Annotated in this window: 11 protein-coding genes; 5 read left to right on the forward strand and 6 right to left on the reverse strand. The window is 65.0% G+C overall.

Annotation, left to right across the window (positions count from 1 at the left end; translation table 11 throughout):
- The first annotated feature begins 40 nt into the window (after positions 1–40).
- Positions 41–2,500: a mechanosensitive ion channel family protein gene (locus CHB88_RS15520; protein ID WP_089400255.1), complete on the forward strand. Its 2,460-nt coding sequence runs from the start codon at positions 41–43 to the stop codon at positions 2,498–2,500.
- 56 nt (positions 2,501–2,556) lie between these two features.
- Here CHB88_RS15520 and CHB88_RS15525 read toward each other — a convergent pair whose 3' ends face one another.
- Positions 2,557–3,096, reverse strand: a complete 540-nt coding sequence (locus tag CHB88_RS15525; protein WP_089400337.1) for an ankyrin repeat domain-containing protein — start codon at positions 3,094–3,096, stop codon at positions 2,557–2,559.
- A gap of 216 nt (positions 3,097–3,312) precedes the next feature.
- Between CHB88_RS15525 and CHB88_RS15530 the strand changes: the two genes are divergently transcribed.
- Both CHB88_RS15530 and CHB88_RS15535 read left to right on the forward strand, forming a co-directional pair.
- The gene (locus CHB88_RS15530; protein ID WP_089400256.1) at positions 3,313–4,803 is read left to right on the forward strand and encodes an MDR family MFS transporter; all 1,491 of its coding nucleotides are present in this window, start codon (positions 3,313–3,315) and stop codon (positions 4,801–4,803) included.
- 2 nt (positions 4,804–4,805) lie between these two features.
- Positions 4,806–5,780 (forward strand): Bug family tripartite tricarboxylate transporter substrate binding protein, encoded by a 975-nt coding sequence (locus CHB88_RS15535; RefSeq protein WP_245844999.1) that lies wholly within the window; start codon positions 4,806–4,808, stop codon positions 5,778–5,780.
- 176 nt (positions 5,781–5,956) lie between these two features.
- On the opposite strand, the gene CHB88_RS15540 is transcribed toward CHB88_RS15535, so the two are convergent.
- The 3 genes from CHB88_RS15540 to CHB88_RS15550 form a co-directional block, all read right to left on the reverse strand.
- Positions 5,957–8,422, reverse strand: a complete 2,466-nt coding sequence (locus CHB88_RS15540; protein ID WP_176442505.1) for a diguanylate cyclase domain-containing protein — start codon at positions 8,420–8,422, stop codon at positions 5,957–5,959.
- A gap of 767 nt (positions 8,423–9,189) precedes the next feature.
- A complete protein-coding gene (locus CHB88_RS15545; RefSeq protein ID WP_176442506.1) occupies positions 9,190–9,828 on the reverse strand; it encodes a GNAT family N-acetyltransferase in 639 nt (212 codons plus the stop codon).
- A 13-nt stretch (positions 9,829–9,841) separates the two neighbouring features.
- Positions 9,842–10,198 carry a DUF2917 domain-containing protein gene (locus CHB88_RS15550; protein ID WP_176442507.1) on the reverse strand — a complete coding sequence of 119 codons (357 nt, stop codon included), beginning with the start codon at positions 10,196–10,198 and terminating at the stop codon, positions 9,842–9,844.
- A 127-nt stretch (positions 10,199–10,325) separates the two neighbouring features.
- On the opposite strand from CHB88_RS15550, the gene CHB88_RS15555 reads away from it, so the two are divergent.
- Both CHB88_RS15555 and CHB88_RS15560 read left to right on the forward strand, forming a co-directional pair.
- Entirely contained in the window at positions 10,326–11,231 is a 906-nt protein-coding gene (locus CHB88_RS15555) for a LysR family transcriptional regulator (RefSeq protein ID WP_176442508.1), read from the forward strand.
- 184 nt (positions 11,232–11,415) lie between these two features.
- Entirely contained in the window at positions 11,416–11,916 is a 501-nt protein-coding gene (locus CHB88_RS15560; protein ID WP_089400260.1) for a phosphate-starvation-inducible PsiE family protein, read from the forward strand.
- An 18-nt stretch (positions 11,917–11,934) separates the two neighbouring features.
- Here the strand turns inward: CHB88_RS15560 and CHB88_RS15565 are convergent, their stop codons facing one another.
- The gene (locus CHB88_RS15565) at positions 11,935–13,122 is read right to left on the reverse strand and encodes a glycosyltransferase family 9 protein (RefSeq protein WP_089400261.1); all 1,188 of its coding nucleotides are present in this window, start codon (positions 13,120–13,122) and stop codon (positions 11,935–11,937) included.
- Complete coding sequence (locus CHB88_RS15570) at positions 13,119–13,700, reverse strand: D-glycero-alpha-D-manno-heptose-1,7-bisphosphate 7-phosphatase (RefSeq protein ID WP_089400262.1); 582 nt, start codon at positions 13,698–13,700, stop codon at positions 13,119–13,121. The genes CHB88_RS15565 and CHB88_RS15570 overlap by 4 nt, the downstream gene beginning before the upstream one ends.
- Positions 13,701–13,722: the final 22 nt, after the last annotated feature.

Genomic DNA, 13,722 nt, shown 5'->3' on the forward strand with positions numbered 1-13,722 from the left:
GCCATCCTTTCCCGCCGTTACGGCCTGCCATCGGAGTTTCATGCAAGGATTCTCATCCAGACCATTCGTCTTCTTCTTCCGCCTGCTGCCCGCCCTGTTGCTGCTCCTGGGCCTGCACGCCGCCGTGCCCGCCCAGACGCCGCCCGCCGCACCCAAGCCGGCCGCGCCGGCACCCGCTGCCGCCGCTTCCCCCGCCGCACCCGCTTCCACCACGCCCGCCGCGCCACCGCCGGTGCCGGTGGCCGATATCGCGGTACAGGCGGAGACCACCCTGCTGCGGGTGCGCCAGCTGACCCAGCGCCCGGCCATCGACGACCTCGCCGCCAGCGCCGATGACGAGCTGGCAGCCCTCACCCGCGGCATCGCGGTAGCCTCCGCCGAAATGCGCCGCACCGCGCTGCAGAACGCGCCGACGGAAACACTGCGCAACCTGGAGCAGGCCTGGCGCGAGATCGAGCAGCGCGCCGCCGGGCTGACGCGCGAGCTGACCCGCAGCGTGCTGCAGCTTGAGCGCGACACCACCGAACTCGACAAGCTGGAGGCACAGTGGCGCGCCACCCGGACGGCCGCCACGACCGAGAATGCGCCGGAGCCGGTGCTCAAGCGCATCGAGGAAGTCAACACCGCGGTGACGAAAGCGCAGAAGCGCCTGAACGAGCACCGCACCACCCTGCTGGCGCTGCAGGGCCGCGCCGCCAATGCTTCCGCCCGCGCCGCCCAGACCCGGCTGGTGCTGAACGATGCCGTCGAGCGCGCCGCTGCCCGACTGCTGTACCGCGACAGCCCGCCGCTGTGGAGCCCGGCGTTCTGGACGTCTTCCATCGACAGCTTTTCCGCCGAGGCCGATGCCAACCTCGCCAGCCAGCTGTCGGCGCTCGCGGTCTATGTCTCGGCCAACCAGGTGAGCGTCGCCATGCATGCGCTGCTGTTCATTGCGCTGGCGGCGGCGCTGATGCTGGCGCGGCGCAAGCTGCGAGTGCTGGCCGAGGGCGACGACTGCCTGCGCGGCGCGGCCCGCATCATCGACATGCCGGCGGCGGCGGCGCTGCTGCTGGCGCTGCTGGCCAGCCACTGGTTCTATCCGCGTCCGCCGCTGAGCCTGTGGACCGCCATCAGCATGCTCGGCACGCTGCCGGTGCTGCTGCTGACGCGGCGCCTGATGGAAGTGCCGCTGCGGCCGACGCTGTACGTGCTGCTCGGCTTCTATCTCGCCGACCGGCTGCGCGCCTTCGCCGGGCCGCTGCCGGTGCTGGCCCGGGTGCTGTTCCTGGCGGAAGGCATCCTGTTCATCGGCTTCACCATCTGGATCCTGCGCAGCGTGAGGCCGGCATCGGACGAGGACGAGGTCTATCGCGGCCGGCGGCTGATGCGCACCGTCGGCTGGTTCGCCGGCGCGCTGACGGCGGCGGCGGTGGCGGTCAATATCAATGGTCAGGTGCGGCTGGCCGACCTGCTCGGCAGCACGGCCTTGTTCAGCGCCTACATGGCGGCGGTGCTGTACGCGCTGGTGCGGGTCGGCGAAGGCGTGGCTCAGGGCACGCTTTGCCTGCCGCTCGTATCCCGCCTCGGCCTGGTCCGCCGCAACAAGCCGCTCGTCACCGGCTACCTCAACCGCGGCCTGCGCCTGGCCGCCGTCGCCGCCTGGCTGTGGCTGGTGCTGCAGGCGCTGGGCCTGTTCCGGCCGCTGGTCGGCATGGCACAGCAGGCGTGGAAGGTGACGCTGCCGATCGGCTCCTTCACGCCGGAGGTGAGCGACATCGTGCTGTTCATCCTGATCCTGTGGGCCGCCTTCAAGCTGTCGCGGCTGACCCGCTTCGTGCTGGAGGAGGAGGTCTATCCCAAGCTGCACCTGCAGCGCGGGCTGCCCTACGCGGTGTCGCGGGTGATGCATTATCTGGTGCTGGTGGTGGGCTTCGTGCTGGCGCTCAACGCCCTCGGCGTGGACATGACAAAGTTCACCATCCTCGCCGGCGCGTTCACCGTCGGCATCGGCTTCGGCCTGCAGAACATCGTCAACAATTTCGTCTCCGGCCTGATCGTGCTGTTCGAGCGGCCGATCAAGGTCGGCGACACGGTGCAGATCGACGACGTGGTGGGACAGGTGCGCCACATCGGCATTCGCGCCTCGGTCATCGCCAGCACCACCGGCGCCGAGGTCATCATCCCCAACGGCAAGCTGATCGCCGACAAGGTCACCAACTGGACGCTGTCGGGCCGGCTGCGCCAGATCACGGTGCCGGTCACCACCCCGGCCGGCATCGACGTGCAGCGCCTGCGCGGCCAGCTGCTGGACATCGCCCGTAGCCACGACCTGGTGGCCGAGCAGCCGCCGCCCGAGGCGCTGTTCGTGCGCCGCGGCCTGGATGCCTTCGATTTCGAATTGCGCGTCTGGACCGCCGCCCTCGATCAGTGGCAGGAAATGCGCAGCGAGCTGATCATGGCGATCGACGAGGCACTGCGGCAGGCGGCCTCCGCGCCGGCCGCCGGGGGGGCCGAGTGAACAAATCCCGGCAGCCGGCTCCAACCGTCCGATGATGCCACCGGAAGGGTCCGCCTTTACCGAGCGCCCATCCGCCGCAACAGCCCAGGCGTATCCGCCGCTCCCATCGCCTCCGCCATCGCCAGCGCCGTCATCCCCTTCGCTTCGCGCGCCTGAATGTCCGCGCCGTGCTGCAGCAGCAGTTCGACGATCTCGCTGCGGTTGAACATGGCGGCCATCATCAGCGCCGTCTTGCCGTCAGGCGTGGCGCTCTCCACGTCGGCGCCGTGTTCCAGCAGCAGCCGCGCCACCGGCGCGAAGCCCTTGAAGGCGGCGCCGGCCAGCGGCGTCTGGCCATTGTCGTTGCGCAGTTCCGGATCGGCGCCATGCGCCAGCAGCGCCTGCACCGTCTCCGCATGGCCATGGTACGCGGCGAGCATCAGGAGGCTGTCGCCCTTCTCGTTGCGCAGGTTCGGCGGCAGGCCGCGCTCGAGCAGGAAGGCGAGGCTGCCGGCGTCGCCGGCGCGGGTCATCCGGAACACCTGGCGGATCTTGTCCAGGGTGTCCTCGTCGAGATCGGCCACCGAAGGCGCGGGCGGCTTGTCGTGGTCGGGCATGGCTTGCTCCATGAATGCCGTGGATGGGCGGTGGGCACGATGCAATGCAAGCATGGACCGCGTGCGGCGCGCAATGATTCCATCGCCGGCGCTCCGGCTTGGCGCTGCTCAGCCTTCCTGCAGGGATTCGACTTCTTTGCGAGAATCGACATTTTGCGCCCGCCGCTTCCGGCTGTCCCGCCGGCAAGATTGCCGCCTGCCACACCTCTCCCATCCATGACTCACGCCGCTACGGAAAAAACCTCCTTCTCCATCGCCGAGATACGCAGCATCATCATCGGCCTGATGCTCATCATTCTGCTGGCCGCGCTCGACCAGACCATCGTTTCGGTCTCCCTGCCGCGCATGGCGCAGGACCTCGGCGGCGCTTCGCTGCTGGCCTGGGTGGTCTCCGGCTACCTGGTGGCGGCCACCGTGTCCACGCCGATCTACGGCAAGCTCGGCGACCTGTACGGCCGGCGCAGCCTGCTGATCGCCGCCATCGCCATCTTCCTCGCCGCCTCGGTGCTGTGCGCCCTGGCCACCAGCATGCCGCTGCTGATCGTCGCCCGGGTGCTGCAGGGCATCGGCGGCGGCGGCCTGCTGGCCACCTCGCAGGCCATCATCGGCGATGTGGTGCCGCTGCGCGAGCGCGGCCGGTACCAGGGCTATATTTCCGTCGTGTATGCGGTGGCCAGCGTGGGCGGCCCGGTGCTGGGCGGCTATCTCACCCATTACCTGTCCTGGCGCTGGGTGTTCTGGATCAACCTGCCGCTCGGCGCGGTCGCCTACCTCGCTTCCTACAAGGCCTTGCGCGGCCTGGCGGTGCCCGGCATACGCCGGCGCATCGACTATGCCGGCGCCCTGCTGCTCACCGCCGGGCTGAGCGCCCTGCTGATCGCCGTCACCCGCGTCGGCCAGGGCGTGGCCCTGCTGGCGCCGCAAACCATCGCGCTGCTGGCGCTGGCGGTCCTGGTGCTGGCGGCCTTCGTCTGGCACGAGGCCCGCACCGAAGAGCCGGTGATGCCGCTGCATCTGTTCCGCATTCCGACGGTGGCGATCGGCTGCGCCATCCTCTTCATCTGCTTCTTCCAGGTGGTGTCGATCTCGGTGCTGCTGCCCTTCGGCATGCAGACCCTGGAGGGCATAGGCGCCGATGCCGCGGCGCTGCGCCTGATCGCGTATTCGCTGGGCATGCCCTTCGGCGCCTTCATCGGCGGCCGGATCATGATGCACAGCGGCCGCTACCGTCCGATCCAGATCGTCGGCACCGGCGCGCTGACGCTGGGCGTGTTCCTGCTGGCCTGGATCGGCCCACATGCCAGCCTGGCCTGCACCGCGGCCATGATCATCGCCGGCGTCGCCGCCGGCTCCACCATGCCGACTTCGCTGGTGGCGGTGCAGAACGCGGTGCCGCAGGCCAACATCGGCGTGGCCACCGCCATCGTCGCGCTGTTTCGCAGCATGGGCGGCGCGGTCGGCGTCGCGGTGCTGAGCGCCATCCTGTTCGCTTTGATGCAGCCGGCGGCCGGCGCGCCCGGGCTCGGCATCGAGGGCATGACGGCCGGGGGCGCGGCGCCGAATCCGGAAGCCGAGCATGCCTTCACCGTCGTCTTCCTGGTGGCGGGCGCGGTGGCGCTTATGTCACACCTGCTGTCGTGGATGCTTCCGGAAAGCCATCTGGAAAGCCGCCCGGCCGCGGCGGCGCCGGTGGACGCGGAGGGCTGACGGTGGACCGTCGTTGCATCCTGCGCGGATCGCTGACGGCGCTGCTGGCCTGGCTCGGACCATTCGCCTCCGCCGCCGACTGGCCGCAGCGTCCGCTGCGCCTGATCGTGCCCTTCGCGCCCGGCTCCACGCCCGACCTCACCGCCCGCATCATCGGCGAACGCCTCGCCCGGCAGCTCGGCCAGCCGGTGGTGCTGGATAACAAGCCGGGCGCCGGCGGCAACATCGGCACCGATGCGGTGGCCAAGGCGACGGCCGACGGCTACACCTTCGGCCTCACCATTTCCGGCCCGCTGGCGGCGAACACGCTGCTGTATCGTCGCCTGCCGTATGACCCGGCGCGCGACCTGCTGCCGGTCAGCATCGCCGCCAGCCAGCCGAGCGTGCTGGTAACGGGACCGGGCATGGATGCAGCCGAAATGGCCGACCTGCTGGCGCGGCTGCGCGCCCATCCCGGCCGCTACAACTATGCCTCGCTCGGCACCGGCAGCATTTCCCATCTGGCGATGGAAGCGCTGGCCGCGCGCAGCGGAACCGAGGTGGTGCATGTGCCCTATGCCGGCTCGCCCCAGGCTGTATCCTCGCTGATGATGGGTGACACTCAGCTCGCCGTGCTGCCGGTGGCGGCGGTGATGGCGCAGGTCCGCGCCGGCAAGCTGAAGGCGCTGGCGGTGGCGACCGCGCGGCGCTCGCCCCTGCTGCCGGAGTTGCCGACCCTGGCCGAAGCCGGTCTAGAGAACGTGCATGCGGATGCCTGGACCGGCTTCATCCTGCCGGCGAAGACGCCGCCGGCCATCGCCGCCCGACTGCAGTCAGAGATCGCGCAGGCGCTGCAGTCGCCGGAAGTGCGGCAGAAGCTGCAGGCGCAATGGATGGAGCCGGTGGGCAGCACGCCGGAGGTCTTCAAGGCCATACTGCAAGCCGACCTCGCGCGCTGGCAGGCGATCATCCGCAAGAACGGCATCACGCTCGACTGACGTGAAAACCGGCGACTTGATTGAGTCGATGTGTCAGATCACGAATTTCCGCGTTTGGTCTTAAGCGAACCTGCCGACCTCGAAAGTTGAAAAGTCTCAGCTTGATCAGCAAATGGACTAAGCCAAGAAATCCATTGAGGATGCATCGACATTCTGAGAGGTACGCCAATTCGTCGTCAGGTGATATCTTGAACCGGCAATCTAGGCTCAGCGCGGGTGAGATTGAAAGCATTCTTGCCATTAGTTTTCGTCAGGTACATTTGCTCGTCCGCACCGCGCAGCAAATCGTTGACATCGATGTCACCATCGCGGCCATCATAAATTACCACCCCGATGCTCACCGTCACGCGCGCATCTTGGCCCGCGATTCGAAACGGTGTCTGAAACAGTTTATTGATCTTTTGCGCGATCATCTTTACGTCTTCTTCCGTATTGGTCAGACTTTCAAGGATGACGGTGAACTCATCTCCCGCTAGTCGCGCCACGGTATCGGTTTTGCGAACGGTTGATGAAAGACGTTCAGCAACCTGCACCAGTACCGAATCGCCACCCTGATGGCCAAAACTGTCGTTGATCAGCTTGAAGCCATCGAGATCGACAAACATCACTGCCATGGTTGCGCTGGCCCGTCTGGCTCTCAGTGCGGCACTGGCCAGCCGGTCCATGAACAGGGCTCGATTCGGCAGTCCGGTCAATGTATCGAACTGAGCAAGCCGCGACAGCTTTTCCTCAATCGCTTTGCGTACCGTGATGTCACGCATCAGACCAACAAAAAGCGATTTTCCGGACAGGGGGACCGCATTGATCGTGAGTTCGATCGGAAAAAGGTGCCCGGTCTTTTTCAATCCTTCAACCTGAATATTCGGCGTTCCGAGCATCGTGGAAGGACTGCCAGCCACCACTCTCGCAAGGCCCTCCGAATGCGCGTGCCTGTTTTTAGCCGGCATGAGCCGCGTAACGTTCTGCCCAATCAACTCTTCTTTGCCGTAGCCAAACATGCTACATGCAGCAACATTTGCAGATTGAATCGACCCTAAGTGATCGATCGTTATGATTCCATCGCCGGCCGCTTCCATGATCGTGCGCATCTCGATGGCTGAGTCGTCTGCCCGTCGTTCGGAATTCCACATTCTGGTAATGAGAGGATTGAGCTGGGAGTAAAGCATGATGGAGCCCAATACTGAAACGATCAGGATGATGGGTGCTCCACTGATCAATGCTTCGCGGATCGAGGCATAGGCTTCTTTGGCATCCTGCTTGACTACCAGGCCAAGCCCAGGAACCAGTTCGCCATATGCAGCAATGACATTTTCATTGCGATAGTCTAGCGTGCCGACAATGCCACTCCCTCCCGCAAGGGCCAGCTCCATGGGCAAGCGGCTTTTCTGCATGCCAGGCAACTTCACCTGAAACACGCTGGCATTTTTACCGTTGGGCAGACAAAGCAGCATGCTGTCGCGGCCAACGCACAGAGCAAGCTCGGCCGTTTTTCCAATTCTTTCAAGATTAGCAAAGGACGCGTCAAGGGCAGGAACGACTTGATCGATGCTGACGCTTCCCACAGGCTTGCCATCTTGGACCAACGCTACCCGCGTTCGTACAACGACTCCCCGGTCCCATAGCAGTTCTGATGCATTACCGGTTGCGAGCGGCGTGCTGAATGAGGGTGCACTCGGCAAATCGCCAACCATCCGGAGTCGGGTGCCGCGAACACTCTCAAGCATGACACCTCGATAACCTTGATCAATCAGGCGACGTGCGAGTGCATCGAACGGTATTGCAGCAACTTTATCCAGGGGATCTGCCAGCAGGCGCTTTGCTTGCATATCCATCCCGGTAAGCGCGACGATTTGTGTTGCATGATGCGAGACCTCCGACGTAACCGATCGGAACAAGACCGTCCTGTCCCGAAGAAGTGCTTCGAGCCTGCTGCTCAAGGAATGTTCGTAGCTTCCCTGTAACAGCACAAATCCTGTCAAGCCGGAGGTCGCTGTCACGATCAGGAGGATGCCCGCGCTGAGTAGGCGAATCTTGCTGTCTTCCGTGAAGAACTGGCCGCTGGCATACCATCGACTGTTCGACAACGTGACATACAGCCCCATCGCCGAAAGGATGATTCCGGATGCCGTGTGTATTGCCATGCGTCCGGATCGAGCCCACCCGAACAGCAGATCAGGGGCAAGCAGGTAGCCGACTAATCCAGTCAAGCCAAGGGCCAGTACACAAAACGTAAGCAGTATTACAGCGATTGCCTTTGCTCTGGCTTCCACTCTGCGCCACAACAGAAAAACCCATCCGATCAATGTGAAGCTGAGCGCCGTATTCGGCGCCATTCGGCCAGGCCGGGTGTTGCCGTAGTCATACCAGGTGTGCACGGTAGCCAGATCGATCCCGATGCTGCGGTCAATCAAATGTTCCAGGAGCGTCAAACCGGTTAAGCCGACAAGCACGCCGCCGATTGCGATGCCGGTATTTTGGAGTTTTCGATTATCCGAGCCGTAGCAAACAAGGCCGGTTCCAGTCAAGAGGAAGCAGATGCCGGCGTTGAAGACCATGGGCACCAGTCCGTGTTTGATCTCCACCATTGCGGGTACCTGAAGCAGCCATCCAAGTACGGTAGTGCCGCCCAAGAGGATGAGCATGGCCCCTACCGCGATTTCTACGCGATGGTTGGCTCTCAAGAAGCGACATTCATTCAACACGCTAGATTCACTCCGTACGGCACGCATGTCTTGAAGACAAGCTTTGCACTTGAAAAATTGATGCGCGACCATTACCAGGACTACAGTTGCGAGGGTTGGTATGCAGGCAACCGCGATAACAGAATAATGGTCTGATGCATTGTTGAGTAGTCGTGGAAGAACAGTCTTGTGTCACGAAACCCCGGATGCGCGTCAGACAAATTCCTACAAGGATTCCGGTCAGAAGACGAAAACGCTCACCAAGAAACAGCAGGAAAGTGCTGACTTAAACAAGCGTGATAAAGCCATGATGAGCCTGAAGAAATGAGGGCGCACCGCATTGGCACGTGTCGGCAACCGCTAAATGCGGCGAACAACCGTTTTATGCCTTGAGATGCGATGAAGCCGATTGGGTGCTACCGACCCAAACGGTCCTTCAATTTTTGTTGATGGCTGAAAGAATGGATGTCGGTGCTGTTATATCGACCGGCTTGACGAGGTTAGGGTCAAACCCAGCAGCCAAAGCATTTGCGCGGTCGCTCTCCTGTCCGTATCCGGTCATAGCAACCAGCACTGCTCTGGCGTTTTCTGGTTGTGTACGCAGCCGTACAAGTGCATAGCAGGGAATTCGAGCGGCATGCTGCCCGAATTCCCTGCTTCGCCCTGGCATTCGACCGGTTCGCGTGGCCGCGCGCATGTCAAATAGCGACTGATCGGGCTCAAAGGGTTCACATCGTATTTCCCGCGGGCTGCCTCCAGCCAGTGCTTCCACTGCAGCGCCATTCGGTGACGGCGATCTGCCGTTCCACCCGCACCAGCCCGGGGCCATCCTCATGCCGCAGCAAGTCGAAGCCCAGGGCGCGCATCAGGTGCCGCATCGGCCGGTTGGTGCTCAGGACTTCGCCGCGCAGCCGCTGCAATCCGGCGGCGCGGGCGACGCAGATCAGGCGCCGCAGCATGCGGCGCGCCAAACCCCTGCCCTGCCAGTCGTCGCTGACGACGATGGCGAAGTCCGCCGTGTCCGAATCCGCGTCGGCCACATACTGGGCCATGGCGACGATGCGTTCCGCGCCGTCCTCGTTCGTGGCGGCAAGCAGCGTCATGTGGCCGCGCGGATCGCTGCGGGCGAAGCGCGCCAGCAGGGACGGTTCCAGCTCGCGCAGCGGATTGAAGAAGCGCTGGTAGCGGCTGTGGTCGGACAGATGGCGCACCATGTCCTGGATCGCTTCCGCGTCATCGGGCAGGGCGCCGCGCAGCGCGACGCTCGCGCCATCGTTCAGGCGGATTCTGTCGCCAGACACCGCATCGGGCGTGCCGAGGCGGGACAGCCGCTGAAGGGCCAGGGTGAAGCCGGGAAGCAGGTCCATGGCGTCCTCCCGCTCAGGCAGTGGCGGCGGAGGCCTGGGCAGCCTGCGCTGATTGCGCGGCGTGCGCCTGCGATCCGGCCTGGCGCAGCACCAGCCGCGCCGTCGCCTTGCCGAGCGGCGATACGATGAGCGGCGCATTCCGCTCCACCCGCAGGCTGTCGCCGGCAGCCAGCACCAGGTCGCGGATGTCGCCGTCCTGGCTCACCCAGAGCACGCCTTCCAGCACCTGCAGCGTCAAGCCGAGGGGCTGGCGCAGGCAAAGGGAAGCATCGGCCGCCAGCTCGACCTGCCGGCCGGCAGCGTCGCTCGCCGGGCGCGCGGCGTCTTCGACAGCGGGCGTTCGTTTGCAGGGATGAGCATAGGCGGACATGGCGGGCTCCTGGCGAGGCGAAACGATAAGGGAACGGCGTGAGTTCATTATCGTTTGTGCATCCATAACCACAATCCCGCAAAACGGAATAAGATTGTTTCCACCAAAAGACAATGAAGGAGACGGCATGGAACATCTGGCCGAGATGATGGCGTTCGCCAAGGTGGTGGAGACGAAGAGCTTTTCGGCGGCGGCGGTGGCGCTGTCCTCCTCGAAGTCGCTGGTGAGCAAGCAGGTCAGCGCGCTGGAGGCCGCGCTCGGCGTGCGCCTGCTGAACCGCACCACGCGCCGCATGAGCCTGACCGAAGTGGGTGCCGCCTACTACGAGCATTGCGCCCGCATCGCCCAGGAGCTCGATGCCGCCGCCGAAACCGTCACCAAGCTGCAGGCCAAGCCGCGCGGCGTGCTGCGCATCACCTCTCCGGTGATCTTTGCCGCCATGCACCTGGCGCCGGCGATCGACGGCTTCATGCGGCGCTATCCGGAAGTGGAAGTGGAACTGAATGCCACCGACCGCCCGGTCGACATGGTGGAGGAAGGCTTCGACCTTGCCATCCGCATCACCGACCACCCGCCGCCGAGCATGGTGGCGCGCCGCATCGCGCCGGTGCGCTGGGTCACCTGCGCCGCGCCTTCCTATCTCGCGCAGCACGGCACGCCGCAGACGCCGCAAGACTTGCTGCAGCATGAGTGCCTGATGTACCAGGGCACCCAGCACAACATATGGCGCTATCGCGTCGGCGGCCGGGAAGTGGCGGTGCCGGTGCGTGGCCGCTGCCGGGTGAACAGCTCGGAAGTGCTGATCCAGCTGGCGCTGGCCGGCGCCGGCATCGTGCTTTTCCCGACCTATGTGCTCGGGCCTTACCTGAAGAGCGGACGCCTGGTGCATATCCTTGCCGACAGCAGCGCCAATGCCGACACCGACATGCACGCGATCTACTTCCCCAACCGCTACATGCAGCCCAAGGTGCGCGCCTTCATCGACCACCTGCTGGCGCATTTCGGCGAGGAACCGAGTTGGGACAAGTTCTGAGCCGAAAAACGCCTCCGCCGAACGGCGGAATTTTCGCCTGCCACGGTGTCAAACAGCCATTCGCCTTGGGCCGGGACGTTCTTTTCGCCGGCGCTGGCGGTTTCACTCCGGGGGCAACGCGATGCAGGAGAAATCGATAGGAGCAAGGCTGGAGGACGGCAACTCCGGCGGGCCACGGACGTCGATGCGCGAGGAAGCCAGACGGCAGTGGAACGTGATGACCGTCTACGAGCGCTTCGAGCATGTGGTAGCGCTGGTGCTCAGCGCCATCATCGCCGTGATCGTGGTGGTGGCACTGCTGCAGCTGATCCGGGTGGTGTTCGTGCTGCTGGTGACTCAGTCGCTGAATCCACTGGAACATGAAACCTTCCAGCTGGTGTTCGGCATGATCATGACGCTGCTGATCGCGCTGGAGTTCAAGCATTCCATCATCAAGGTCGCGTTTCGGCACGAAAGCATCATTCAGGTGAAGACGGTGATCCTGATCGCGCTGCTTGCCCTGGCGCGCAAGTTCGTGATCCTCGATCCGAATAGCAGCCCGGAAAAGGTGGCCGCGCTGGCCGGCGCCCTGCTCGCTTTGGGAGCGGTGTATTGGCTGATGCGAGAGCGGGATGATTGCGAAGCGAAACGGGAGCATGAAAGGGCGGCCGCGGAAACCGGGCGGGAAGGCCCGCGGACGGGCTGACACCCGCAGAGCGCGAACTCAGGAGACGCGCACCAGTCCGATTGTCCTGGCTGGAGCCGCCTCGGGCACAAGCAACGCTTCACGCGTAGTCAGGCCGGCCGCCTGCTCGAACAGCCGCAAAGGCGCTTCATCGGTTTCGCCATGTCGATTGCCTTCAGCAAGTTCCAACGCCGCCCGCACTACCGCTTCCGGCGGCACCTGCTCCAGACAGGCGTGATGCCCCTGCGGGCAGACGCTCTTGTAGCAGAAGCGGCAGGAAACATCCTGGTACAGCACCCGGCTCGCCACCTGCCACGGCGTGTGCTGCGGATTGGTCAGCGCATACAGGTCGACCACCGGCGTGCCGACCGCCGCCGCCAGGTGGGCCGGGCCGGTATTGTTCGACACCAGCACCGGCGCCAGCGCAATCGCCGCGCCGAGCTGGCCGAGGCTGAGCTTGCCGGCCAGCGAGTATGCATGCGGGTGGCCGGCGCGGATCTCCTCGATCAGGCCTGCTTCGCTGCCGCCGCCGGTCAGCGCCACCTGCCAGCCCGCGTCATCGGCCAGCTGACGCAGCACCGCCTGCCAGTGCCGCACCGGATAGCGGCGCGAGGCGGCGGTGGCGCCGGGATGCATCAGCACCCACGGCTTATCGAAATCGATGCCGGCCGCCAGCAGCGTGCGCGCCGTCTCCCTGTCTTCCGGCGGCACGCGAAACGACAGGCGCTCGTCCGTCGTGCGGCAGCCGATGGTGGCCACCAGGTCGAGCTGGCGTCTGACCTCATGCCGCACCCGCTGCTCCGGTTCCGTCTCCGGCACCCAGTCGGTCAGCATCTGGTAGGGATTCTCGCGGCAATGCGCCAAGCGCAGCGGGATGCCGGCCAGATGGCACAGCATTGCCGCCGGCAGGGTGCTCTGGCTGTAGGTGGTGAAGATCACCGCCGCGTCGAAGCGGCGCGCCCGCAGGTCTTCGATGAAGGCAACGTCCGCTTCGGCGCCATGCACGGCGCTGTTCTTCATCCAGGGCGCGGCATAGGCCAGGACGTCGTCCACTTCCGGGATGTAGGGCGCGGCCGCCGCGCCGCTGCCGGAGGTGAGCAGCGTGATGCGGCTGCCCGGCAACGATTCGCGCAGCGCCCGCAGCGCCGGCGTGCACATCAGCACGTCGCCGAGATAGTCCAGGCGCACGCACAGGATGTTCCTTGCCTGGCGCCAGCGTTCGTTCATTGGCGCATGTCCTCCGTGTCGGACTGCGTGGCGCGGGCGATGGCTTGCGCCGCTTCCAGCAGGTTGGCGACCACCGAGTCCGGCGTGCGCAGGCCGCCCGGCACCCATTCGGTCTCGTTGCCGTTGTCGATGAGGATGGACCGGCAGCCAGCGCGCTTGCCGGCCTCCACGTCGTTGAGGATGTCGCCGATCATCCAGGACTGCGCCATGTCGATGCCATGCTCGCGCGCCGCCTGCAGCAGCATGCCGGGCATGGGCTTGCGGCAGTCGCAGTCGCGCGCATAGGGCGCGACCTTGCCCTGCGGATGATGCGGGCAGTAGTAGAAGCCGTCGATCGTCACGCCATGGTCGGCGAGCAGCGCGGCGATGCGCGCCTGCACGCCTTGCAGCGCCGCGGGCTCGAACATGCCGCGGGCGATGCCGGACTGGTTGGTGATGACGATCAGCCGGTAGCCGAGCTCGCGCATCAGGCGCAGGCCTTCTGCGGCCTTGTCGCTCAGCGTGATCAGGTCGGGATCGACGTTGTAGGGCACGTCCGGAATGAGCGTGCCGTCCTTGTCCAGAAAAATTGCTCGCATGGGTGAGAAGAAAGGGAGGGCG

It is taken from the genome of Noviherbaspirillum humi, from assembly GCF_900188095.1.
GTDB lineage: Bacteria > Pseudomonadota > Gammaproteobacteria > Burkholderiales > Burkholderiaceae_D > Noviherbaspirillum > Noviherbaspirillum humi.

Excerpts from the sequence above, each read along its gene's own strand:
- CHB88_RS15520 (WP_089400255.1), top strand. The coding sequence starts at position 41 with ATGCAAGGATTCTCATCCAGACCATTCGTCTTCTTCTTCCGCCTGCTG.
- CHB88_RS15525 (WP_089400337.1), bottom strand. The coding sequence starts at position 3,096 with ATGCCCGACCACGACAAGCCGCCCGCGCCTTCGGTGGCCGATCTCGAC.
- CHB88_RS15530 (WP_089400256.1), top strand. The coding sequence starts at position 3,313 with ATGACTCACGCCGCTACGGAAAAAACCTCCTTCTCCATCGCCGAGATA.
- CHB88_RS15540 (WP_176442505.1), bottom strand. The coding sequence starts at position 8,422 with ATGCTCATCCTCTTGGGCGGCACTACCGTACTTGGATGGCTGCTTCAG.
- CHB88_RS15545 (WP_176442506.1), bottom strand. The coding sequence starts at position 9,828 with ATGGACCTGCTTCCCGGCTTCACCCTGGCCCTTCAGCGGCTGTCCCGC.
- CHB88_RS15550 (WP_176442507.1), bottom strand. The coding sequence starts at position 10,198 with ATGTCCGCCTATGCTCATCCCTGCAAACGAACGCCCGCTGTCGAAGAC.
- CHB88_RS15555 (WP_176442508.1), top strand. The coding sequence starts at position 10,326 with ATGGAACATCTGGCCGAGATGATGGCGTTCGCCAAGGTGGTGGAGACG.
- CHB88_RS15560 (WP_089400260.1), top strand. The coding sequence starts at position 11,416 with ATGCGCGAGGAAGCCAGACGGCAGTGGAACGTGATGACCGTCTACGAG.
- CHB88_RS15565 (WP_089400261.1), bottom strand. The coding sequence starts at position 13,122 with ATGAACGAACGCTGGCGCCAGGCAAGGAACATCCTGTGCGTGCGCCTG.
- CHB88_RS15570 (WP_089400262.1), bottom strand. The coding sequence starts at position 13,700 with ATGCGAGCAATTTTTCTGGACAAGGACGGCACGCTCATTCCGGACGTG.